General features: G+C 42.3%; 22 protein-coding genes, 1 riboswitch and 1 other annotated feature. Of the genes, 6 read left to right on the top strand and 16 right to left on the bottom strand.

Annotated elements, in window-relative coordinates:
* The first annotated feature begins 174 nt into the window (after positions 1-174).
* Positions 175-1,050, top strand: a complete 876-nt coding sequence (locus BLR93_RS12610) for an NAD(P)-dependent oxidoreductase (protein WP_093215143.1) — start codon at positions 175-177, stop codon at positions 1,048-1,050.
* 120 nt (positions 1,051-1,170) lie between these two features.
* On the opposite strand, the gene BLR93_RS12605 is transcribed toward BLR93_RS12610, so the two are convergent.
* From BLR93_RS12605 to BLR93_RS12595, 3 genes are all read right to left on the bottom strand, one after another.
* A complete protein-coding gene (locus BLR93_RS12605) occupies positions 1,171-1,482 on the bottom strand; it encodes a hypothetical protein (protein ID WP_093215140.1) in 312 nt (103 codons plus the stop codon).
* A 13-nt stretch (positions 1,483-1,495) separates the two neighbouring features.
* The gene (locus tag BLR93_RS12600) at positions 1,496-2,173 is read right to left on the bottom strand and encodes a class I SAM-dependent methyltransferase (protein ID WP_245690144.1); all 678 of its coding nucleotides are present in this window, start codon (positions 2,171-2,173) and stop codon (positions 1,496-1,498) included.
* A 132-nt stretch (positions 2,174-2,305) separates the two neighbouring features.
* Positions 2,306-2,503 (bottom strand): cold shock domain-containing protein, encoded by a 198-nt coding sequence (locus BLR93_RS12595; protein ID WP_093215138.1) that lies wholly within the window; start codon positions 2,501-2,503, stop codon positions 2,306-2,308.
* 416 nt (positions 2,504-2,919) lie between these two features.
* Here BLR93_RS12595 and trhO point away from each other — a divergent pair, with 416 nt between their 5' ends.
* Both trhO and BLR93_RS12585 read left to right on the top strand, forming a co-directional pair.
* On the top strand, positions 2,920-3,891 hold the full coding sequence (gene trhO, locus BLR93_RS12590) for an oxygen-dependent tRNA uridine(34) hydroxylase TrhO (RefSeq protein WP_093215136.1): 972 nt from the start codon (positions 2,920-2,922) through the stop codon (positions 3,889-3,891).
* 135 nt (positions 3,892-4,026) lie between these two features.
* A complete protein-coding gene (locus BLR93_RS12585) occupies positions 4,027-4,506 on the top strand; it encodes a glutathione peroxidase (protein WP_093215134.1) in 480 nt (159 codons plus the stop codon).
* Positions 4,507-4,593: 87 nt separating this feature from the next.
* On the opposite strand, the gene BLR93_RS12580 is transcribed toward BLR93_RS12585, so the two are convergent.
* The 9 genes from BLR93_RS12580 to ribD form a co-directional block, all read right to left on the bottom strand.
* A complete protein-coding gene (locus BLR93_RS12580; RefSeq protein ID WP_093215131.1) occupies positions 4,594-4,794 on the bottom strand; it encodes a hypothetical protein in 201 nt (66 codons plus the stop codon).
* Between the two features lie 409 nt (positions 4,795-5,203).
* Positions 5,204-6,643, bottom strand: coding sequence for a proline--tRNA ligase (proS, locus tag BLR93_RS12575; protein WP_093215307.1), 1,440 nt, complete (start codon positions 6,641-6,643; stop codon positions 5,204-5,206).
* A gap of 49 nt (positions 6,644-6,692) precedes the next feature.
* Positions 6,693-6,893, bottom strand: a binding site (T-box leader).
* Positions 6,894-6,977: 84 nt separating this feature from the next.
* Positions 6,978-7,298 (bottom strand): DMT family transporter, encoded by a 321-nt coding sequence (locus tag BLR93_RS12570; RefSeq protein WP_093215129.1) that lies wholly within the window; start codon positions 7,296-7,298, stop codon positions 6,978-6,980.
* Positions 7,299-7,415: 117 nt separating this feature from the next.
* The gene (locus BLR93_RS12565) at positions 7,416-7,982 is read right to left on the bottom strand and encodes a TetR/AcrR family transcriptional regulator (protein ID WP_093215126.1); all 567 of its coding nucleotides are present in this window, start codon (positions 7,980-7,982) and stop codon (positions 7,416-7,418) included.
* A gap of 122 nt (positions 7,983-8,104) precedes the next feature.
* Positions 8,105-8,440, bottom strand: coding sequence for a hypothetical protein (locus tag BLR93_RS12560; RefSeq protein WP_093215124.1), 336 nt, complete (start codon positions 8,438-8,440; stop codon positions 8,105-8,107).
* Positions 8,441-8,549: 109 nt separating this feature from the next.
* Positions 8,550-9,017: a 6,7-dimethyl-8-ribityllumazine synthase gene (gene ribH / locus BLR93_RS12555; RefSeq protein ID WP_093215121.1), complete on the bottom strand. Its 468-nt coding sequence runs from the start codon at positions 9,015-9,017 to the stop codon at positions 8,550-8,552.
* Positions 9,018-9,043: 26 nt separating this feature from the next.
* Positions 9,044-10,246: a bifunctional 3,4-dihydroxy-2-butanone-4-phosphate synthase/GTP cyclohydrolase II gene (locus tag BLR93_RS12550; protein ID WP_093215119.1), complete on the bottom strand. Its 1,203-nt coding sequence runs from the start codon at positions 10,244-10,246 to the stop codon at positions 9,044-9,046.
* An 11-nt stretch (positions 10,247-10,257) separates the two neighbouring features.
* The gene (gene ribE / locus BLR93_RS12545) at positions 10,258-10,923 is read right to left on the bottom strand and encodes a riboflavin synthase (RefSeq protein WP_093215116.1); all 666 of its coding nucleotides are present in this window, start codon (positions 10,921-10,923) and stop codon (positions 10,258-10,260) included.
* Position 10,924: 1 nt separating this feature from the next.
* A complete protein-coding gene (gene ribD / locus BLR93_RS12540) occupies positions 10,925-12,019 on the bottom strand; it encodes a bifunctional diaminohydroxyphosphoribosylaminopyrimidine deaminase/5-amino-6-(5-phosphoribosylamino)uracil reductase RibD (protein ID WP_093215114.1) in 1,095 nt (364 codons plus the stop codon).
* A gap of 221 nt (positions 12,020-12,240) precedes the next feature.
* Positions 12,241-12,386: riboswitch (FMN riboswitch) on the bottom strand.
* Positions 12,387-12,579: 193 nt separating this feature from the next.
* Here ribD and BLR93_RS12535 point away from each other — a divergent pair.
* Together BLR93_RS12535 and BLR93_RS12530 are read left to right on the top strand one after the other, a co-directional pair.
* A complete protein-coding gene (locus BLR93_RS12535; protein ID WP_093215111.1) occupies positions 12,580-13,215 on the top strand; it encodes an ArsR/SmtB family transcription factor in 636 nt (211 codons plus the stop codon).
* Between the two features lie 71 nt (positions 13,216-13,286).
* Complete coding sequence (locus BLR93_RS12530) at positions 13,287-14,564, top strand: MFS transporter (RefSeq protein ID WP_093215109.1); 1,278 nt, start codon at positions 13,287-13,289, stop codon at positions 14,562-14,564.
* Between the two features lie 24 nt (positions 14,565-14,588).
* Here the strand turns inward: BLR93_RS12530 and murB are convergent, their stop codons facing one another.
* Complete coding sequence (gene murB, locus BLR93_RS12525; RefSeq protein WP_093215106.1) at positions 14,589-15,539, bottom strand: UDP-N-acetylmuramate dehydrogenase; 951 nt, start codon at positions 15,537-15,539, stop codon at positions 14,589-14,591.
* A 436-nt stretch (positions 15,540-15,975) separates the two neighbouring features.
* Between murB and BLR93_RS12520 the strand changes: the two genes are divergently transcribed.
* On the top strand, positions 15,976-16,791 hold the full coding sequence (locus BLR93_RS12520; RefSeq protein ID WP_093215304.1) for an STAS domain-containing protein: 816 nt from the start codon (positions 15,976-15,978) through the stop codon (positions 16,789-16,791).
* A gap of 124 nt (positions 16,792-16,915) precedes the next feature.
* Here the strand turns inward: BLR93_RS12520 and argF are convergent, their stop codons facing one another.
* The 3 genes from argF to BLR93_RS12505 are packed head-to-tail and all read right to left on the bottom strand — an operon-like array spanning position 16,916 to position 22,220.
* Positions 16,916-17,875, bottom strand: a complete 960-nt coding sequence (gene argF / locus BLR93_RS12515) for an ornithine carbamoyltransferase (protein ID WP_093215104.1) — start codon at positions 17,873-17,875, stop codon at positions 16,916-16,918.
* Positions 17,876-21,124 carry a carbamoyl-phosphate synthase (glutamine-hydrolyzing) large subunit gene (locus BLR93_RS12510; RefSeq protein ID WP_093215102.1) on the bottom strand — a complete coding sequence of 1,083 codons (3,249 nt, stop codon included), beginning with the start codon at positions 21,122-21,124 and terminating at the stop codon, positions 17,876-17,878.
* Positions 21,117-22,220, bottom strand: coding sequence for a carbamoyl phosphate synthase small subunit (locus tag BLR93_RS12505; RefSeq protein WP_245690143.1), 1,104 nt, complete (start codon positions 22,218-22,220; stop codon positions 21,117-21,119). Before BLR93_RS12505 ends, BLR93_RS12510 begins: the two co-directional genes overlap by 8 nt.

The raw sequence follows: 22,220 nt of genomic DNA, 5'->3' as shown, positions 1-22,220 counted from the left end.
TTCTTGCAAACCAATTATTTCCCTTATTTTTTCTTCTTACTTAAAAAAGCCCGTGATACTGCGGTAATTAATGCCCGAAAATTTTTTTGGCGAATTTTCACTTATTCCCTGACAAGGATTTTAAGGAAAGATGTCGAAAATAGTGGATGTAGCACAAAGAAAGGAGGAGTGGTTTTGGCTCTCACAAAAGATACCGTAATTGGTTTTATCGGCACTGGAGTAATGGGAAAAAGTATGGCTGCTAATCTTATGAAAGCAGGCTATCGCTTAAATATTTATACGAGAACGAAAGAGAAAGCGGAGGATTTATTGAAGAAGGGGGCAGCATGGAAACAAACCGCAGCTGAACTAGCGGCAGGTTCAGATGTTGTGATTACTATTGTCGGCTATCCGCATGATGTCGAAGAACTATACTTTGGCGATGGCGGCATCCTCGCGAATGCTAAACCAGGCAGTTATGTAATCGATATGACGACTTCAAAACCGAAGTTAGCTGAAGAAATCAGCCAACAAGCCACAAAACATCATATTTACTCCCTGGACGCTCCCGTCTCAGGCGGAGATGTTGGAGCGCGAAACGGGACGCTAGCTATTATGGCAGGAGGTGCAGAGACTGCCTATCAGGAAGTACTGCCTATCTTAGAGACATTGGGGGAGAATGTCGTCTACCAAGGTGGCGCAGGGGCTGGACAGCATACAAAAATGAGCAACCAAATTACCATTGCTTCCAACATGATTGGTGTATGTGAATCCATCACTTATGCTGAAAGAGCAGGATTGGATCCGGAACGGGTATTAAACAGCATATCGACAGGGGCTGCTGGCAGCTGGTCGCTCAGCAATCTTGCCCCGCGCATGATTGCTGATAATTATGATCCCGGCTTTTATGTAAAGCATTTTATTAAAGATATGAAAATCGCCTTGGAATCAGCAGAGGAGATGGGACTGCTGACACCCGGGTTAAAGCTTTCTCTATCTCTTTATCAAAAACTTGCCGAAGACGGTGAAGAAAACAGCGGTACCCAAGCTCTCATCAAATTGTTTAAATAATAATGCGGGAAATAGCCGCTAGTACGGCGGGCGGCTCCCAGATCTTTAAACAACCCACCCTCTTTGGCCAGCAGCAATTGAAATGGGTTCATGTAGCTGACCATAAATAATCGACAAGGGTCAATCGTCCTTTCTTTTATTTATCTTGTCCATTTCCCTTGCCACAATAAAAGCCAAGTCATCATTGCCGAATAATTGTAAAACGCTCAGTACCGTATCATAAGGAATCTCCTGCGATTCCTGTTTCGGTACGGTTAGTTCCAAAGTCTTTTCCAATTCTAGATTTTTGCCTTGTTGGGGATATGCTTCATGATACAATTCCTCCGGATTAAGCCCATGATTCACACACCATTGAGCAAAAACCAAAATCATCATATTTTCATCCTGCCGATATTGATCAATAATTTTTTGTTCCATTTCGTTTCTTTCCATTTTCAACAACCCCTCATTTTCGAAACATGAATAACCACATAAAAGTAAGCGCCTGTTTTAATTCCAAAGGAAGTCTTTCGACCTGTGCTTGATCGACTTCCTGTTTATAAACTCCCTGCCCATCAATTGTTTGCCAGCCGAGTTCATCAACTAACTTTTGCAGTTCCCATGGCATCATTGTATTACAAATTGCTTTCCCCCCTTTTAATCGGGGGTAACTGTTATTTCTCGGACCAGCCGTCGGTCCTAATAGACCTACGCAGGCTAATCCGCCTTTTTTTAAAATTCTGTCCAGTTCATGTAAAGCTTGAGCCGGATGCTCGGTCCATTCCAGTGAATTTATAGCCATAATACCATCAAAAGATTCATCAGCAAAAGAGAGCTGGATGACATCTGCTTGCTGAAACATCAAGCGATTGTTCGCTAACCTGTTTGCCTTATGTATCATTTCCGGCGCTAAGTCTACTCCTGTTACAGCATAACCAGCCTGCCACAGTTTATAGGATCCATAACCATCCCCGCAGCCGACATCTAATATAGAAGCCTCTTTCCTGACGTGCTTGCTTATAAAAGGTATAATTGTTTTCCTGCTGCCATTGTCCCACATTTGCCTGCTGTTTTCATTCCAAAATGAAGCACGTTCGTTCCATTGTTTTTCTGCTTCCTGATGCCAATTAAAAGACTGTTTCACTGAAATCCCCACCTTAAGTTTGTTATGCCTATTATACACCACCGGCTGTTTGGTTTATGTTTAACGGGCTTGCAGAAACACAAAAAAGGTGCATCCCGTAAAGAGATGCACCAACTTTATTTGTCGTTTATATTATAGAGGGCTAACGTTAGACGCTTGTGGCCCGCGGTTACCTTCTACGATTTCAAATTCAACTTCTTGACCTTCTTCAAGAGTCTTGAAACCTTCAGTTTGGATAGCAGAGAAATGAACGAAAACATCGTCCCCATCTTCACGCTCGATAAATCCAAAACCTTTGTCTGCGTTAAACCATTTTACTTTTCCTGTCATATTAAATGACCTCCTTACAATAAAGTATAAAGTAATTGGATCAAGATATTACCTTTACATCACCTTATTGTTAAAGAGATCGTAAAGAAATATTCAACCAACAATTTCTTATTACTGTTTCATTTTACTACTTTTTCCAAAACAATGCAAGAGCATACATGATTTTTTTGAAATTTAACTAATTTACCCTGCATTCCCATTTAATCTTTACCGTTTATCGATGCATTCACACAGGGCCGTTTTACGTTTTTAACCATAACATTTTCACATGGGATAACTGGTTATTAGGGATAGTAATAACGACTTGTTATTTTTGTTTCAATCGTGGTAAAATAACTTCTTGCAAGAGTATAAAAGAATACATCTGCCTAATACATTTATATCTTGCAAATATGAATTGATAGGTGGTTAAAAAAATGGAGAGCAAAGAAAAATTTCAAGTATTATTGTATTATAATTACGTTCATATGGAGGATCCTGAAGCATTTGCCGATGAGCACCTAAAATACTGTAAAGATTTGGGGCTGAAAGGCCGTATTTTGGTTGCAGAAGAAGGCATTAATGGAACAGTTTCAGGGACAGTGGAACAAACCAATAAATATATGGAAGACATGCATAATGATCCTCGCTTTGCCGACATGACTTTCAAGGTTGATGAATCAGAGGGACATGCCTTCAAAAAGATGCACGTACGCCCGCGTCCTGAGCTTGTGACACTCCGGCTGGAAGACGATATCAATCCAAAAGAGGTAACTGGCAATTACCTTAGCCCACAAGAGTTTTATGAGGCAATGAAAGATGATAACACCGTCGTCCTTGACGCTCGTAATGATTATGAGTATGATCTTGGCCACTTCCGTGGAGCGATTCGGCCAGATATCGAAACCTTCCGCGAATTGCCGGAGTGGGTAAAAGAAAATAAAGATAAATTAGAAGGCAAAAAAGTTATCACATACTGCACTGGCGGCATCCGTTGCGAAAAGTTTTCTGGTTGGCTTGTCAAAGAAGGTTTTGAAGACGTCGGTCAATTGCATGGCGGAATTGTCACTTATGGACAAGACCCCAAAGTACAAGGCGAGCTATGGGATGGACAGCTTTATGTCTTTGACGAACGGATTTCTGTACCAGTCAATCGTAAAGAACATGTAGTTGTCGGCAAAGACTATTTTGACGGTAAACCGTGCGAACGCTATGTAAATTGTGCTGACCCTGATTGCAATAAACAAATTCTCTGTTCAGAAGAGAACGAGCATAAATACATGCGCGGCTGTACACATGAATGCCGTGTGTCTCCAAGAAACATGTATGTGGAAGAACACAATTTATCGCAGGAAGAGATAGAAGCAAGACTTAAACGAATTGAAATGGAAGATGAAGTAACCCAATAAAAGCAAATTTTAAAAAAGACAGCCAAGGTGCTGTCTTTTTTTAATTTCCCGAAACTGGCAGTTTCCTTGTTTGAAGAGGGACTGCTTTCATTTGAAATGCCGGTTATGCTATCCTTCCTTTAAAGGAGGAGTTTCATGAGTATTTATCGCTTTTCAGCAGAAACGATTACCGGGGAAGAAAAATCACTACAGGATTATCAAGGAAAGGTTTTATTAATCGTCAATACAGCAAGCAAATGCGGGTTCACTCCGCAATTCGAGGGGCTGCAGCATTTATATGAAAAATATAAGGATTCGGACTTTAAAATACTCGGCTTTCCAAGCAATCAGTTTATGAATCAGGAACCAGGATCTGAAGAGGATATTCAGGAATTTTGCAAGGTGAATTATGGAGTTACCTTTCCAATGTTCAGTAAGATAAATGTAAGAGGGAAGCAGGCCCATCCTTTATTTTCATATTTACAAAAGCAATCATCAGGTCTATTCTCCAATCAAATAAAATGGAACTTCACCAAGTTTTTAATCGGCCGGGACGGACTTGTTATCAACCGGTATGCACCAAAGACTAAACCAGAAACCATTGAAGCTGATATTCAAAAGGCGATCCAACAATAAAACAAACTACGGATTGCAAGCCATCCATAATGGCCTTCCGTAGTTGTTTCATCGGTTAATCCCATAAATGCCCGATAATCAAACCCCTTAATCTACGTCGATATCTTTATAGGATGTCGTTTTCTTTTTGTTTGCTTTTTCATCTTTTTCTACCTGGTCAATCGGAAAATCTTCTTGTGGTTCAGCGAAAGTGTCGCGCTTGTCCTGTTTGTCCCGAGTTTCCTTGAATTTAATTTCATCTTTCTGATCCGGTAATTTACTGCCTCGTTCACGTTCGGACTTATCCATAAACTACCCTCCAATCATAATATGAGAAACGTTTATACAACAATTCCCTTAATATCGGAAGGAGCAAACCTTTTTCTGGTAGCAAAAAAGAAAAAATTTCGAAACAGTTTCAATGGGTTTACAGTAGCTTGAGGGCTTCCCTCCCTGATTCTTCAATAAATCAAGCTCAAAAAGTGAACCGTCTTTTTGGCTTTCCTTTATCTTGAACAGGTCAGTCCACCCCTTACGCCACTACCGGTGTCCTCCGCTTTTCTTTGGCTAGCTGCGGACTACCAGTGGCTTGAGGGCTTCCCTCCCTGCTCCTTCAATAAGTCAAACTCAAAAAGATGAACCGTCTTTTTGGCTTTCCTTTATTTTGAACAGGGCAGTCCACCCCTTACGCCACTACCGGTGTCCTCCGCTTTTCTTTCTAATATGCTTTGGCCCAGTAGACTTGTTGTTGTGCGGGTTTGCTGCAATATACGCAGGTATCGGAGACTTTTTCCTGTTCAAAAGGGATGCAGCGGGAAGTTGCGCTGGTTTCTTCTTTTATTTTCTCCTCGCAGGTTTGTTCGCCGCACCACATCGCTTTGATAAACCCTGGATTGTTCTCCAGACTGTTTTTGAATTCTGTCATTGTCTTGGCAATGCTTGTTTTGTCTTCCCGATGATTTTTAGCCTTTTCAAACAGGTTTATTTGTATGTCTTCCAACAATTCAAGGATTTTCGTCTCCAAATCCTCCATCGCTGCGAAGATTTTTTCTCCTGTATCCCGTCGGACAAGTACGGCATGGCCTTGTTCTATATCCTTCGGGCCAATTTCTAACCGGATAGGAATCCCTTTCATTTCATATTCATTGAACTTCCATCCTGGTGACTTATCACTTGCATCTATGTCTACTCTGGCTATATCGCTCAAACGAGTCTTCAGCTGATACGCCTTATCAAGCACACCTTCTTTGTGCTGTGCAACTGGCACAATCATCACTTGCTTGGAAGCTATTTTGGGAGGTATCACCAAGCCGCGGTTATCCCCATGTACCATAATCATGGCCCCGATCGACCGTGTCGTAAATCCCCATGATGTTTGATGAACAGGCTGCAGTTCCCCTGCTTCGTCTGAAAAACGGATGTCAAACGCTTCGGCAAATCCAGTTCCTAAATGATGGGAAGTACCTGCTTGCAAGGCCTTGCCGTCATGCATCAAGCTTTCTATCGTTAGCGTGTACTTCGCACCTGCAAACTTTTCCTTTGCTGTTTTTCTTCCCTTCAAAACAGGAATCGCCATGTAATCCTCAAATAAACTTGCATAGACATCCAGCATTTGTCTTGTTTCTTCAGCGGCATCTTCATCTGTTGCATGGCATGTATGGCCTTCCTGCCATAAAAACTCTAGTGAACGCAAAAATGGCCGGGTTGTTTTCTCCCAACGAACGACATTGCTCCACTGATTGTATAGCTTCGGCAAATCACGATAGGAATGAATAATTTTCCCATAATGTTCGGCGAATAGTACTTCCGACGTCGGCCGGACGACCAACCTCTCTTGTAACTCTTCGTCGCCTCCATGGGTTACCCAAGCCACCTCTGGGGCAAAACCTTCGATATGGTCTTTCTCCTTTTGCAGCATGCTTTCCGGAATAAACAAAGGAAAGTACATATTTTCATGGCCGGTTTCTTTTATTTTTGCATCTAAAATATCACGTATATTTTCCCAAATCGCGTAACCATAAGGCCGGATAATCATCGAGCCTCTTACAGGGCCATAATCAACTAAATCTGCCTGTTTCACAACATCTGTGTACCATTGTGCGAAATCTTCTTCCATAGCGGTTATCTTTTCTACAAACTGCTTATTTTTTTTCGCCATCTTGTCACCTACTTTATTTTTTTCCATACAAAAAACCCCCATCCCCAAAAAAAGGGACCGAGGTTTGGTGGTACCACCCTTGTTCACAGCGTTTCCTGTGCACTCTACTTGATAACGGAAAACTCCGCATGTATCTTTATCGATACCGAGCTCCAAGGGCAGGTTCCTGTATAGCTGTTGGAAATTCTCACCAGCCATTCCCTCTCTATAAACAGCTTGCTACAGTACTAATCCTTGTCATCGCTTTAACTATTTAAATGTATAAATACTATATGAACTTCCAAGAGGATTGTCAAGCGGCTAAGCATCGACATGGCTAAGCAGGAAGATTATTTCACGCTCCTGTTGGCATATTCAAGACAACTACTCCGATGACGATTGCACTAACGCCTACCAGCATTTGCAGCGAAAAATGCTCTTTCCAAAAGATGACGCCAATCGCTACCGTCAATACTGTCCCTATACCAGCCCACAGAGCATAGGTCAATCCCATTGGCAAGTCTTTCAATGCCAATGCCAGAAAATAAAAGGACAATCCATAACCAGCAATAGCTCCCAGACCGGGAATAAGATTGGAAAAACCGGCAGACATCTTAAGCATCGAACTCCCTACAATTTCACAAACAATAGCAGCAGCCAAAAGTAAATATGCCATAAAAAAACCTCCTTACAAATTTTCATCTTTTAATTACTTCCCGGCATCGAATTGTAAAACTAATAAACTCCAAACGTTTTTTTAGTTTACATTTGGGAAATAAAAGAATAAAAGTTATTATCTTTTATTCTCAGGTACCAATCCATATAGCAAGATATCGACGATTTGTGATAAAGCTTCCGCAACAGTTATATTATTTTTATTAAAAAAATGTTGATCCATCGTGGTATTGATCGCTTCGATCAGCACCTTCATGATGACAGCGACGGAGTAGCCAGATACGATCTCGCCCGTTTGAATGCCGCTTTCAATTAAAGCTTGCAGTTCATCCCAATCCTCATCTAAGGAAGCTTCGATTTTCACCCATTGATCAGGATAGAAGCGCTTCATTTCATCCAAAATAGGCCTGTCATAAATTTGGTAGTATTCTGGAAGAACTTGCATTAACTGTTTAATCTTAACAATAAAAGAAAGAGAATCATCGGCCATTAGTTCATTTGTTTTTTGATCTGTTTCAGCCAACATTTTATCGACAATCGTTTCGATAATCTCTTCTTTTGAAGAAAAATGTTCATAAATTGTTTTTTTACTAATGCCCAATTGGTTGGTAATATCGTCCACAGTGAATCGCATACCGTTTCGTTGTATTTCTTCGACTACTTGCCTGGTGATTCTGTCTTTCACTTTCAATCCCCTACCTGTAAGCTAATGAATAAATCAAGGAAACTAATTTAGTTTTCTAAGTACACATTCTACTCCTGGGGTCCTTTTTTGTCAAACAGCTCACGCCAAGACCTCTGGAATGTTTAAACTTTTAAACGCTCAATCTTTCCCGCAAACCTCTCGGCCAAACAGTTGGCAGCATCCTCAATTAAGGAATGATTCCAGTCTGCTAAGCGGTTATCTGCTATTTCCAGCCATAACCGCCCTTTTTGCGGCCAATAGGTTATTTCCAGCACCCCAGCTTGCTTTTCTTTTTTGGTATGCCAATGGTAAGAACCTTTTTTAGTACGAAGAGTAGTTTTTTGGGTAATTGTTAAATGGTAATTCGCTATTACTTCTTCGATTTCGCGGCAAACTAATTCATCATCCAATCGTTTAATATCCTGCAATTTTGATTCTATGATTTCATAAGTTAACATGCCATCCCCTACTTAAAGTATTTTCTGTTATCTTATCATACAGAAAAACTATATGGGCAACAAAAAACCGTATTATCCTCCAAATAGAAGAAGATAATACGGTTCAGCTTTATTCAAACGAATTCATTAGATTTGCCATTTCAATGGCAGATACAGCCGCCTCGGCCCCTTTGTTTCCGGCTTTCGTTCCAGCCCGTTCGATTGCCTGTTCGATGGTATCGGTTGTTAGAACACCGAAGATGACAGGAAGGTTCTCCTGCATCGATACATTGGCTACACCTTTTGATACTTCACTGCTTACATAATCAAAATGAGGGGTCGAGCCTCTGATAACTGTACCTAAGGCTATAACTGCATCAAACTTTCCTGAGGCAGCCATTTTTTTTGTTACCAGAGGAATTTCAAATGCTCCGGGCACCCAGGCAATCGACACATCCGATTCAGCAACGCCATGTCTTCTTAAAGTATCCTCCGCCCCGCTAAGCAATTTGTTCGTAATAAATTCATTAAACCTGCCCACGACAATACCGATTTTTAAATTAGTACCCACCAGGTTTCCTTCATAGATTTTGCTCATTTTATATCCTCCATTCCATTTTTGTATTATTTAGTGTGAAAATTAAATAAGTGATCGAGTTTCGTTTTTTTGGTTTGTAAGTACTTCTCATTGTCTTTGTTTGCCGGTATTTGAATGGCCTTCCGTTCAACTACTTCCAGCCCGTACTCATTTAACCCCGATATCTTTCTTGGGTTGTTCGTTAGTAAATGAAGCTTACGGATGCCTAAATCCTTCAGCATTTGTGCACTTACTGCGTAATCGCGCAAGTCGGCAGGGAAGCCAAGCTGATGGTTCGCTTCCACTGTATCAAAGCCTTGTTCCTGGAGCTTATAAGCCTTTAGCTTATTTAGCAAACCTATTCCCCGGCCTTCCTGGCGCATGTAAATAAGGACGCCTTTGCCAGCTTCTTCAATCTGCTTTAATGCTTGTTCCAATTGTGGGCCGCAATCACAGCGGTGTGAGCCAAACACATCCCCGGTCAGGCACTCGGAATGAATTCTTGCCAATACAGGGTCCTCTGCATTTAATTCCCCTTTATACAAGGCTAAATGTTCCTTGCCAGTTATTTTTTCAGTATAAGCGGCCAGCTTGAATTCTCCATATTCGGTAGGAAGATCAATTTCAATTTCCTTCTCGATTAACTGATCATTCACTTTCCGGTAAGCAATTAAATCCTGAATAGTAATCAATGATAACTGATGCTTTTCGGCTAGTTCTTCCAAATCCGGCAATCTGGCCATTGTGCCGTCATTTTTCATAATTTCACAAATCACACCTGCTGGCTTAGCACCAGCCAACCGTGCCAAATCCACGGCAGCCTCTGTATGCCCTGGCCTTACTAAAACTCCCGCACTCTTAGCAACTAAAGGAAAAACATGCCCTGGTCGCTTAAAATCAATCGCTTCTGTTTGTTCATCCAACAGCTTTTGGATGGTTAACGCCCGATCATAGGCGCTAATACCTGTATCTGTCAGCTTGTGATCAACACTTATTGTAAATGCTGTACCGTAAGTATCACTATTTTCTTCAACCATTGCATGCAAGTGGTATTTTTTTGCCAGTGTTTCATCCATCGGGGTGCAAATCAGCCCCCGGCCTTCTTTTGCCATGAAATTGACCGCTTCAGGAGTAGCATGTTCAGCTAACATTACAAAGTCTCCTTCATTTTCACGATCCTCATCATCGACAACAATTACCATTTTCCCTGCCCGAAGATCTTCCAGCGCCTGGACAATTGTCTGGAACATTAGCTGTCCTCCTATTCTAAAAAACCATATTGTTGTAATTTATCCACTGTGATCGCTGCTGCCGAATTGCTTTTTTTCTCGTTTTGGTATCTCGCCGAAAGAAGACGATCCATATATTTGGCAAGCATGTCATATTCTATATTGACCACATCCCCTTCCCTTTTTTGGGAGAGGATGGTGGCTCGCTGTGTTTCCGGAATGAGTGAAATCGTAAAGCCTTTTTCAGAGAGGCCAAAGACTGTTAACGAAGTACCATCCACGGAAATCGAACCTTTTTCTGTAATATAAGGAAGGCCCTTCTCCGCGACATCAATCGTTAAATAAAGGGCATTTGCCTCTTCCCAAAGTTTTGCTATCGTTCCGACTGCATCGACATGTCCCGATACAAAGTGGCCGCCAAAGCGATCCGAAGCTCGCATTGCTCTCTCCAGGTTCACTTCTATCCCTGTCGTTACACCTGCCAATGAAGAAGTCCGGAAAGTTTCCGGGATAACATCCACCGAAAACCAATCGTTATTGAAAGCTGTTACTGTTAAACATACTCCATTAACAGAGATGCTTTCACCGATTGCTACATCCTTTGTGACGGTTTTTCCTTCGATCGTTAATGTCGATGAATTGCGGTTTTTTTTGATTGTCTTTATTTTTCCTTTTTCCTCAACGATACCGGTAAACAATTTATTGTTCCCCCTTGTCAGGTACTGCAATTATTTTTATATCGGTGCCAATTTGTGTGAAGGAGGTAAAAGTTAATCGTTTGCCTTCCTTCATTAGTCGAGGAGAAATACCGCCCACGGAAGTGACAGCATCAATCCCACCAAGCAAACGCGGAGCTATATACCAATGGCATTCATCAAAAAGGCTTTTTTCTACAAAAGAACCGTGAACACCACTGCCACCCTCCACATAAACGGATTGGACATTCTGCTCTCCCAATAAATCCAAGACAGCTTCCAGCTGGATCTCCGGTGTGTCCAACTGCCATACTTTCACATGAGACTTATTGCATTTAGCTTGCCCTGTATTGGCTGAAGAACCACAAATCACCCAAGTCATTGCCTCTTGGCTGTTTAATAGCTTACTATCTTCCGGAATGCGCAAATGAGTATCTAACACAATCCGAATCGGATTCTTGCTTCCCTGGGGGAGTCTAGCGGTTAATAACGGATCATCCTGTAATACCGTGCCAATCCCTACAAGTATTGCATCATGTAGATCTCGTTGTTTGTGGACGTCTTCCCTTGCCTCTGAGGAAGTGATCCAGCGGCTGTCTCCCGAGGCAGTCGCTGTTTTGCCATCTAATGTCGCCGCGGCTTTCAAGGTGACATACGGCCGTTTATGCCTTATATGTTTAAAGAATTTACGGTTTAATTCTCTTGCCCTTTCTTCTCTCAAGCCGACCTCCACTGTTATCCCTGCTTGCCTTAATTTGTCAACTCCGCGTCCAGCTATCTCCGGGTTAGGATCCAAGCAGGCAACAAATACTCTGGCTAGCTTTCGTTCGATTATTAAATCCGCGCATGGCGGTGTTTTGCCATGATGTGAGCAAGGCTCCAATGTTACATATATGTCAGCCCCTTCCGCTAAATCCCCTGCTTGTTTTAAAGCATGGACCTCCGCGTGCTCTGTACCTGCCTGTAAATGGCTGCCTATACCAAGCACTTTTCCATCCTTTACTACTACAGCACCTACAGAAGGGTTAGGGCTTGTCTGCCCAAGCGTTACTTCAGCTATCGCCAAGGCTGTATCCATGTATTTGGCCTTCGAGGACATCTTGTACCAATCCTTTCTATTCAAAGGTAGCCAGCAGGTATTCCCTTTTTTGCTAACTTATCTATAAGCATAAAAAAGCCCCGGTATTTACCGGGGCTTGAAATAACAACACAGATAGTAAAAGCGCATAAGAAAATAGTGACAAGACCATATAGAACAAACACTTTGCGCTATATGCCTCTTTTCCTATGCATCAAAATAAACGTATAGCTACGCTTATCCGTTTCCTTTTCCCATCCAGACTTTCACTGTCGGCTTTGGAATTGCACCAAATCCACCGCTGCAATTAGCAAGCGGGTCACGGACTAAGGGCATACGTTCGCCCATCACCGCCGGTCGGGATTTACACCCTGCCCCAAAGGAATTTTTATTCGATTAAAATCATGATAGCATTAATTATTAAAAAATGCATCTAATTGAACCATCTACTTAATTTTGAAAAATAGTCGGTCAATTGATTTCCTTTATTCTGTTTTTTGATTGTCGTCAGAGGCAGGTTGTGATACTATACAGTTAAATTATTTTAACCGTGTAAAATTTATAAACGGAGGCGCTTCTCATTGGAACAGATGATGACTTTAAAGACATTTGAACAACTAAAAGCACTTAGCGACCCTTTTCGCGGGCAATTAATGATGCGCCTAATGGAAAAACCTTATACAGGACAGCAATTAGCTGCCCAATTTAACCTTTCCCGCGCCAAAATTCATTATCACCTGAAAGAGCTGGCCAAAAATGACTTGGTAGAAATAGTGAAAACAGAAGAGAAAAACGGGATTATCCAAAAATTTTATCAATCAACGGCAAGGGGCTTCTCTCCTTCCGAACAGCTTCTTCCGTACAAAGAGGACTTGAGCGAGGCATCCAGGCAAATGTACACGCAAATGCTGGAGCGCACGAAGATGAGGGTGCTGACTGCTCCACCAGAAGCTTTTCAGCAGGAAAAGGCGACATCTGATCCATCCGAGTGGTCCCATCTTTCCTCCACTTGGGAAATTACTGCAACGGAAGAACAATTTAAACGCTGGCTGAAAAAGTTCTTTTCCCTGATGGAAGAGCTGCGGGAAACTAGTGCCGAAGCGGAAAAGGATGCTAATGGAAAACTATACAGCATCACTGCTTTCGGATTTGAAATAGATGAGCCGTTGTTTCAGCGTATAAATCTTCCAGAACAAAACAAAAAAGAATCGGATTAAGATTCTTTTTTTTACATATACGGTAAAATTTTTTTTACCGAGTAATTTTATTTATTAAGGGAGGAACCTGCGTGTCTTTATTAACCAGCAATCGAGACTTCCTATGGCTGTTTCTAGGAAGAATTGTCACAAATATCGGCGACAGCGTCTACTATGTGGCTGCCATGTGGCTTGTTTACGACTTGGGAGGCAGTTCTTTTTATTCCGGATTGGCGGGATTCTTAACGCTACTGCCCATGGCATTACAATTTGTTACCGGTCCTTTTGTAGACAAATGGCCGATTAAAAGGACGCTTGTAATCACACAAATACTGCAATCAATCCTTATACTAATCATTCCGTTTGCCTATACTCTCAACCTGCTAACCGTTCAGCTTGTATTAGTAATTATGCCAATTGTATCTTTTATTGAACAGTTCGCTTATCCATCTCAGACAAAGGCCCTTCCAATCCTACTAAACGATAAAGAGTTGATAAAAGGGAATTCTTTGTTTTCCTTTGCATACCAAGGGATCGACCTCGTGTTTAATGCTGTTTCCGGGATTTTGGTGGCAACTGTCGGAGCTGTTACCTTGTATGTAGCCGACTCTATTACATTTGTTATTGCTGCTCTGCTTTTTGCGAGTGTTAAGCTTCCTGAAAAAACGGAGCAAACAATGGGAAAGAAAGGTTTGAAACCAGCTTTTCGGCAATACTTGGAAGATTTGCAAGAGGGCTTTTCTCTCGTTTTTCATTCTCTTATGGCCACCTTTTTAATCGGATCGATTGCCTGCAATTTTGCCATCGGTGCTGCTATGGCTGTCTTGCCTGGGTTTGCAGACAGTAAGGGCGGCGCTGAAATTTATGGATTCTATCTGGCAGCCATGTCGTGTGGTTCATTAATAGGTGCACTGGCAAGTCCCTGGTTCGGTAAATTTGCTGTTGGCCGGGTCTCGATTGTTGCCTTTTGTTTTGGATCGGCATGCTGGATAGCCAGCGCTTTAATTCCTTCCGTCTTACTTGGGACTGTCTTGTTCGGTATTGCCTGGCTTCCTGTTGGCGCAACAAATGTCTTGTTTGCAGCAGTCGTGCAGACGGTCGTGCCTAATAGCGTACTAGGCAGGATAAATACAGTTTCACGCAGTATGAGTGTTGTCGCTATGCCTATAGGTTCTTTGGCAGGAGGCTATTTGGCAAGCATCACCTTCCCTTCGTTAATTTTTTCTTGTGCAGGTGCTGGACTGCTTATCGTATCAATTGTCTGGGCGCTTCACCCCGCCCTCCGCCGCCTGCCAACAGCGGAAGAAATGAACAGTGAAACATTCCGGCTGAATTTTGTATCAGAAAAACAAACAGCAGCTCCTAAATAAGGAGCTGCTGTTTGGAAGAATCTATTAATTTTGCTTTACGGACTTTTGTGTATCTACATCGGCGTCTTCGCCAATGATTTTCACTTCTCTCTCCAGGAATACACCGAATTTTTCTTCGACAGTTTTTTGTACCAACTCAATCACTGATATATACTCAGTAGCCGTTGCATTATTTTTGTTGACAATAAATCCGGCGTGTTTGGTGGAAACTTCCGCTCCTCCAACTCCTTTGCCCTGAAGCTCGCTGTCCTGGATAAGCTTGCCAGCGAAATATCCAGGAGGCCGTTTAAAAACACTGCCACAGGAGGGATATTCCAAAGGCTGCTTCGACTCTCGTTTATAAGTAAGATCATCCATGATAGCCTTAATATCCTTATAATTGCCTGGCTCCAATTTGAAGCTAGCCTCGAGCACAATATAGCCTTTGTCGGGGATATTGCTAGTCCGGTATTCTAAATCCAAATCTTCTGCCGCCTTCGTTAACAGGTTTCCGTCCGGGTCAACAACTACGGCATGTTCCAGCACATCTTTAATTTCTCCTCCATAGGCACCTGCATTCATAAACAGAGCACCGCCGACAGTTCCGGGGATGCCGCAGGCAAATTCCAAACCTGCCAGCTCTTCCCTTAATGCTCTACGGGAAACTTCAATGATTGCTGCGCCGCTTTGGGCTACGATGCGCTTTCCACTTGTGCGAATTTCCTGAAAGCGCTTCTGGCTCATTACTATACCCCGGATGCCGCCGTCTTTTACAATCATATTTGAACCATTCCCCAGAAGTGTAAAGGGTACCTCTTCCCGTTGGGCAAGTTTCACTAATTCCTGAACTTCTTCAAACGTCTCTGGAGTAACCAGAATATCTGCTTTTCCGCCTAATCTAGTGTACGTATGATTTTTCAATAATTCATCAACCATTACGTTTCTTTCTGAAGTTATCTTCAGTATCTCTTTATATGCATGATGATAATTTACCAAATCAGATCATTCCTTTAATTTGTTAGCCTCGTTCTCAGATGCAGCAGTCAGTCTGAACAAAAAATAAAACAGACCTTTTTTCATAACTTTGATTATAACACAGGTGTAAAGAACCAACGACATCTTAATTTCCCGCTGTAAACGCTATTATTAAAATCTTATGAAAAAATTTTTTATACGTGCCTAACTCGTTTACACCGTTATTTTCTCCATATCCCTTCCCCTTCACCCATAAGTCAAACATTTAACCATCCAGAGCTTGCAACATTTCAAAATGTTTCTCTGTAGCAGATAATTTCATGAATAATCAGGATTTGTTATAATGTTAGAGATTCTATTTTTCTTTTTATTTCATTAGTAGAATAATTTTCCGGAACTATGTTTTTATCTTTTCGTAAAGGGAGTGATTTTCTTGGAATGGACTTATCAAGATAGCATGAGTATAAAAGAGTTTCTCATCAGTAATAAAGAACCCTTTGAAGAAAAATTACTAAATGAAGCTGTGAACGTTCGAGGGAAAATAGAAGAAATACGATTAATCGGAAATATTAATTTATTAAAAAATGCACACCTTTTGGTTCTCTATGTAGTGGAGGAAAAAGAACAGGAACTACTCGCTTTTGCAAAGCGTGAGGGAATCGCATGGGCTAATTTCAACTTAACATTGGCCTTTAAACTGGAGTGGGTGCAAGCCATCCGCAGAACCTTATGGGTCGCCTTGTATAATTATGACTTGCAAACCAATGAGTCTGCCGACCGTGACAGATTTTATACATTGGAGAATAAAATCAACGCGCTGATTGATCAGTTTTTGAATGGCTTTTTTATTAATTATTCAAAGTATAAGGATGAATTAATAGAAGCTCAACGAGAGCTGGTACAAAATCTATCAGTTCCGATTATTCCAGTAACCCCTTATGTAAGTATTTTACCTTTAATCGGAACGATTGATTCTTCCCGCACTCAAACGATCGAAGAAAAAGTCTTAATAGAGATCGGCAGACATCGGATTCACACATTGATCTTGGATTTTTCCGGAATTGCTGAGATGGAAGGAGAGATAGCCAAACGCTTTTTAAAATTGCTGGATGGTATTTCTTTGATGGGATGCAGGCCTGTTATTACAGGGTTGCGGCCGGAAATTGTGCAAAATATGGTGGATTTAGATCTGTTGTTCGAGCATAAAGCTATTATCAAAGGAACATTACAGCAAGCATTAGACGAGTACTTGGCGTACGGTGGAACAGTTTAACGAGCTACATAACTGCCCTTCTTGGTTAGGCAGATTACGTTGCAATCTCTGCAAGTTGAAAAAAATAAAACGGCTTTCTTATCAGCCAAAAAAGCCCTTCCTAAGGAAGGGCTTTGTTTTTCAGTTATCCCATGAGGGCAGTCATTAATGCCTTTTGTGCATGCAATCTGTTTTCAGCCTGTTGAAAAACGACCGATCTACTGCCATCTATCACTTCTGCTGTAACCTCTTCCCCCCGGTGCGCCGGTAAGCAGTGCATAAACACGGCATCCTTCTGGGCATAAGAAAATAATTCTTTATTTACTTGAAAGCCTGAAAATGCTTGTTCCCTGGCCGCCTGTTCACTCTCCTGACCCATACTTGCCCATACATCTGTATAAATCACATCTGCACCCCGGACGGCTGCTGGAAGGTCTGAAGTGATTTCTACTTTACCGCCTTGAAGCCTGGCAATCGATTTTGCCTGCTCTGTTATACATTCGTCGGGCTGAAACCCTTCCGGCGCAGCTATACTGATATTCATTCCCATTCTAGATGCTCCAAGCATAAGAGAATGCGCCATATTGTTTCCATCCCCGACATAGACGAGGTTAATTCCGTTTAACCCGCCCTTCACTTCTTCGATTGTTTGTAAATCCGCTAAAACCTGGCAAGGATGATAGCTGTCGGTTAAACCATTTATGACAGGAATTGAGGCATTCGCCGCCAGCTCCTCCACCGTTTTCTGAGAGAAGGTTCGTATCATTATCCCATCTAAATATCCGGATAATACTTTGGCTGTATCTGCAATCGGCTCGCCCCTGCCGATTTGAATGTCATTTGCGCTTAGGAATAGACCTGTTCCGCCCAACTGATAGATTCCTGCTTCAAAAGAGACGCGGGTTCTGGTTGACGATTTTTCAAAAATCATCCCGAGCGTCTTTCCCTGCAGCGGCTGCTCGATAATCCCTTTTTGCCGCTGCATCTTCAATGTCGCAGCAAGCTCCAACAAGTAGCTTATCTCCGCCTTGCTGTAATCGCCCAATGTTAAAAAATTCCGGCCGGAAAGCTGTTGCTGTATGTTGATTTCTTTGGTCAATTCCATTTAATGCACACGCTCCTTCTCTTGATTCAGCCCTTGATTCGCCTGTAAATACTCATTAATGGCATGCGGTTCCTCTATGACTTGCATAGATGCTTTCAGGAAAGCTGCTAATGTTTCAACTGTCGTTAAGCATAATGTATCCGTCTTTAATGCATCTTCCCGCAGCTGCACATGTTCATTGGATTCCCAGCTTTGCATGAGATCGCAAATCAATTGAAAATCATTGTTTAGACAGCTTTCTCCTGCTTCAGCAATACTAATAACTTTATCAACAGTAATTCCTTGTTCATTAAGTGCATCAGCTGTTTCCCTATCAACAGCTATCTTCGCCGGAAGCTGTGAAATAATGTCCAACAGTTCTTTCGATAAATGGCTGGCATTACTTCCTAACGAGAGGAATATCTGCTGATTCTTTCTTAAATCGAGCAAGCTTCCTTCCTTCCAGCCGAACGCCTTGGCCATAGCACTTTCGACAGTCGTTCCCAAGCCAATTGCTTCTCCAGTCGATTTCATTTCAGGGCCCAGGAAGGGATCTACACCAGGCAATTTATTAGTAGAAAAAACAGGAACTTTAACAGCATAATAACTGCCCGAATCATGCAGTCCAATCCTCCAGCCCAGCTCAGCTAACGACTCCCCCATCTGGACCCGGGTAGCCAGGTCGACCAACGGTACTCCCGTTACTTTGCTGGCAATTGGTACCGTCCGGGAAGCACGCGGATTTACCTCCAGTACATATATATCCTTTCTATCTTCACTAAGGACGAACTGAATATTGATAATACCCTTGATTGCTAATTCTGCAGATATTTGCTCGGTATATTGTTCTATTAATGCTTGCTGGTCATGTGTTAGACCTGGGGCTGGGAAGATAGCTGTGCTGTCTCCAGAATGGACGCCCGCTTTCTCGACGTGCTCAAAGATCCCAGGGATTAACACATCCTCACCGTCACAGACAGCATCCACCTCTACTTCATAACCAGAGATGAAACGGTCAATCAATAGAGGGAAAATCCGCGAACCGGCCCCTTCATTTTTTAAGCTGCCAATATAATTTAACAGTTGTATGCGATTATGGACGATTGCCATTCCTCTGCCCCCAATCACATAAGAAGGACGAATTAGAATTGGATAGCCTATTCTCTCGGCTATTTTCTCCGCATTCACTGTATCCATTACTGTTTCACCAGGTATATGTGGGATATCTAGCTTCTTTAATAGCTGATAAAATTTATTCCGATCCTCAACTGCTTCAATGGCTGATAAAGATGTCCCGCTAACATGTACACCAGCCCTGCTTAATCCTTCAGCTAAGTTGATTGCTGTCTGGCCGCCGAACTGAACTAGCACTCCATCTGCATTCTCTTTTTCTACCACATGCAATACATCTTCTTCCGTTAATGGTTCAAAATACAAATGATCTGCCGTATTGAAATCAGTACTGACAGTCTCTGGATTATTATTGACGACGATGGCTTTGATGTCCTGTTCTTTGAGCGACATTGCTGCATGAACCGAACAGTAATCGAATTCCACCCCTTGGCCGATACGGATAGGACCGGAACCAAGGACTACCACCTTCTGCTTGCCAGCCAGCGCTTCTACTTCATCGCTTTCTTTCCACGAGCTGTAAAAGTATGGAGTATCTGCTGAAAATTCCGCCGCACAAGTATCAACCATTTTATAGGAAGGTGTTAATCCGAACTGACGCGTTTTTCCCTGTACGTCTGCTCTACTGACTTGAAAAATGTCAGCAAGCAATCCATCTGACAACCCGTATAATTTTGCTTTACTTATATCTGAACTGCTTAAGGACTCCCAATCCTTGGAAGCAAGCTCCTTCTCCAGTTGGATGATTAATGCTATTTCATTTAAAAAATATTTATTGATTTCCGTTAATGAATGAATGTCGGCAATCGAGTAATTTCTCCTAAACGCTTCAGCAATTACGAACAGCCTTTCATCAGTAGCCTCTGCCAGACTTTTGTTAATCTCATCATTTGTCAAACTAGCAATGTTCGGCAATACTAAACTATCTACCCCGATTTCCAATGATCTGACCGCCTTATTTAAGGCCGCCGGAAAATTACGAGCTAGTGCCATCACTTCACCTGTTGCTTTCATTTGCGTTCCAAGCCGTCTGTTTGCCTTTGCAAACTTATCAAACGGCCACCTCGGAATTTTGACAGCAATATAATCAATCGCCGGCTCAAAACTTGCATAAGTATGGCCGGTAATTGGATTCAAAACTTCATCTAAATGATAGCCTAAAGCTAGCTTTGCAGCTATGCGGGCTATCGGGTAGCCTGTTGCTTTGGAGGCTAGTGCACTAGAACGGCTGACGCGAGGATTCACTTCAATAATTACATATTCATTGCTTTCAGGATTTAAAGCAAATTGGATATTACAGCCGCCCACTACGCCCAATTCTCTAATTACCTTGCAGGAGGTAGTACGCAGCATTTGATATTGGCGGTCATTAAGCGTCTGGGAAGGCGCTACGACAATGCTGTCTCCTGTATGGACTCCGACCGGGTCAATGTTTTCCATATTACAAACAATAATGCACGTATCATTGGCATCCCGCATGACCTCATATTCTACTTCCTTCCAGCCTTTTACACTTTGGTCGACTAAGACCTGGCCAATCGGACTGGCATGAAGGCCGTTTTTGACAATTGCTTTCAATTCCTCCTCATTGTCAGCTATTCCGCCGCCGCCACCGCCCAATGTATATGCTGGACGAATGATAATTGGATAGCCTGCAGAAGTTGCAAAACTAACCGCATCCTCTACTGAGCTAGTTGTGATGCTTTCCGATACCGGTTCATCTATGGACTTCATCATTGACTTGAAGATTTCCCTGTCTTCTCCTTTTTGAATAGTATCCAGCGGTGTACCAAGCAATTCCACTTTGTATTGCTCAAGCACGCCTGCCTCAGACAATGCCACAGCAAGGTTTAATCCTGTCTGTCCGCCCAGTGTAGGCAGTAAGCCATCAGGTTTTTCTTTTTTTATGATATTGGTCAAAGATGTACAAGTCAGCGGCTCCAAATAAACCTGGTCAGCAATATGTTGATCAGTCATAATGGTGGCTGGGTTATTATTAACTAAAATAACCTCCATCCCTTCTTCCTTTAATGCTAGACAAGCCTGGGTGCCAGCGTAATCAAATTCAGCAGCCTGGCCGATAACGATAGGGCCGGAGCCGATAACAAGCACTTTTTTGATATGTGAAAACTTAGGCATGTTGTTTCTCTCCCTTGTCTGGAATCTTGCTGAGGAACTCCTTAAATATTTTATACGTATCAATAGGTCCGGGATGTGCCTCTGGATGAAACTGAACGGTCATTACTGGCTTTGTTCGATGTACAAGCCCTTCCACCGAACGGTCATTGACATTGATATGCGAGATATCCCAATTAGCCAGTTCAACGGAATCCATATCAACAACGTATCCATGGTTTTGTGAAGTAATGAAAACTTTGCCTGTCGTCAAGTCTTTTACTGGATGGTTGCTCCCGCGATGGCCATATGGAAGACGTTCGGTCTGCCCGCCATGAGCGAGGGCAACCAGTTGATGTCCCAAGCAAATACCCAATGTTGGGTATTTGTCGGTTACTTCCCTGATATGGCCGCCCAAATAGGATAAATACTTAGGATCTCCTGGCCCGTTGGATAATACAATGCCCTCAGGCTGGAGCTCCTTTATTACTGCCGGTGGTGTATCATAGGGTACAACAGTCACATTACAGCCAAGCTCTGCCAAAGTATCGGTGATCGAGTGTTTGTATCCATAATCATAAACAACTACATGCGGCCCCTTCCCAGGCAAATGGGAAGAAGTGTTCTTTCCTTTTACCTTTGTTATCTTTGTCACCGATACTTTTTTAACAACCTCTGTATCCACCTTTATCATTTTCGGAGCTGCCTGCTTATTGGATGTTATTTTGCCATAAACTTCTCCATTTTCTCTGATGATCCTTGTCAATGCTCTCGTATCTATATCATATAACGTGGGTATTTTATATTGACTGACCATCTCGGTTAAAGTGAAACTAGCCTGGTAATGTTCCGGTGTATGACATGGAGAAGAGATAATTAATCCAGCTAGAGACGGCTTCAAACTTTCATGGTCAAAATCATTGAATCCATAGTTGCCAATCAACGGATATGTCATTGTCACTATTTGTCCTGCATAGGAGGGGTCTGTCATTACTTCCTGATAGCCTGTCATGGCCGTGTTAAACACAAGCTCCCCTTCGGCAGCGATTTCCTCGCCAAGCCATTTCCCTTCCAAAACATCCCCTGTGCTCAGCACAAGGTAGCCTGTAATTTCATTCAA

It is taken from the genome of Sediminibacillus albus (assembly GCF_900101125.1).
In the GTDB taxonomy this organism is placed as follows: Bacteria; Bacillota; Bacilli; order Bacillales; family Amphibacillaceae; genus Sediminibacillus; species Sediminibacillus albus.
Note: the sequence above shows the minus strand (reverse complement) of the source record. Positions and strands in the feature narration are given on the sequence as shown.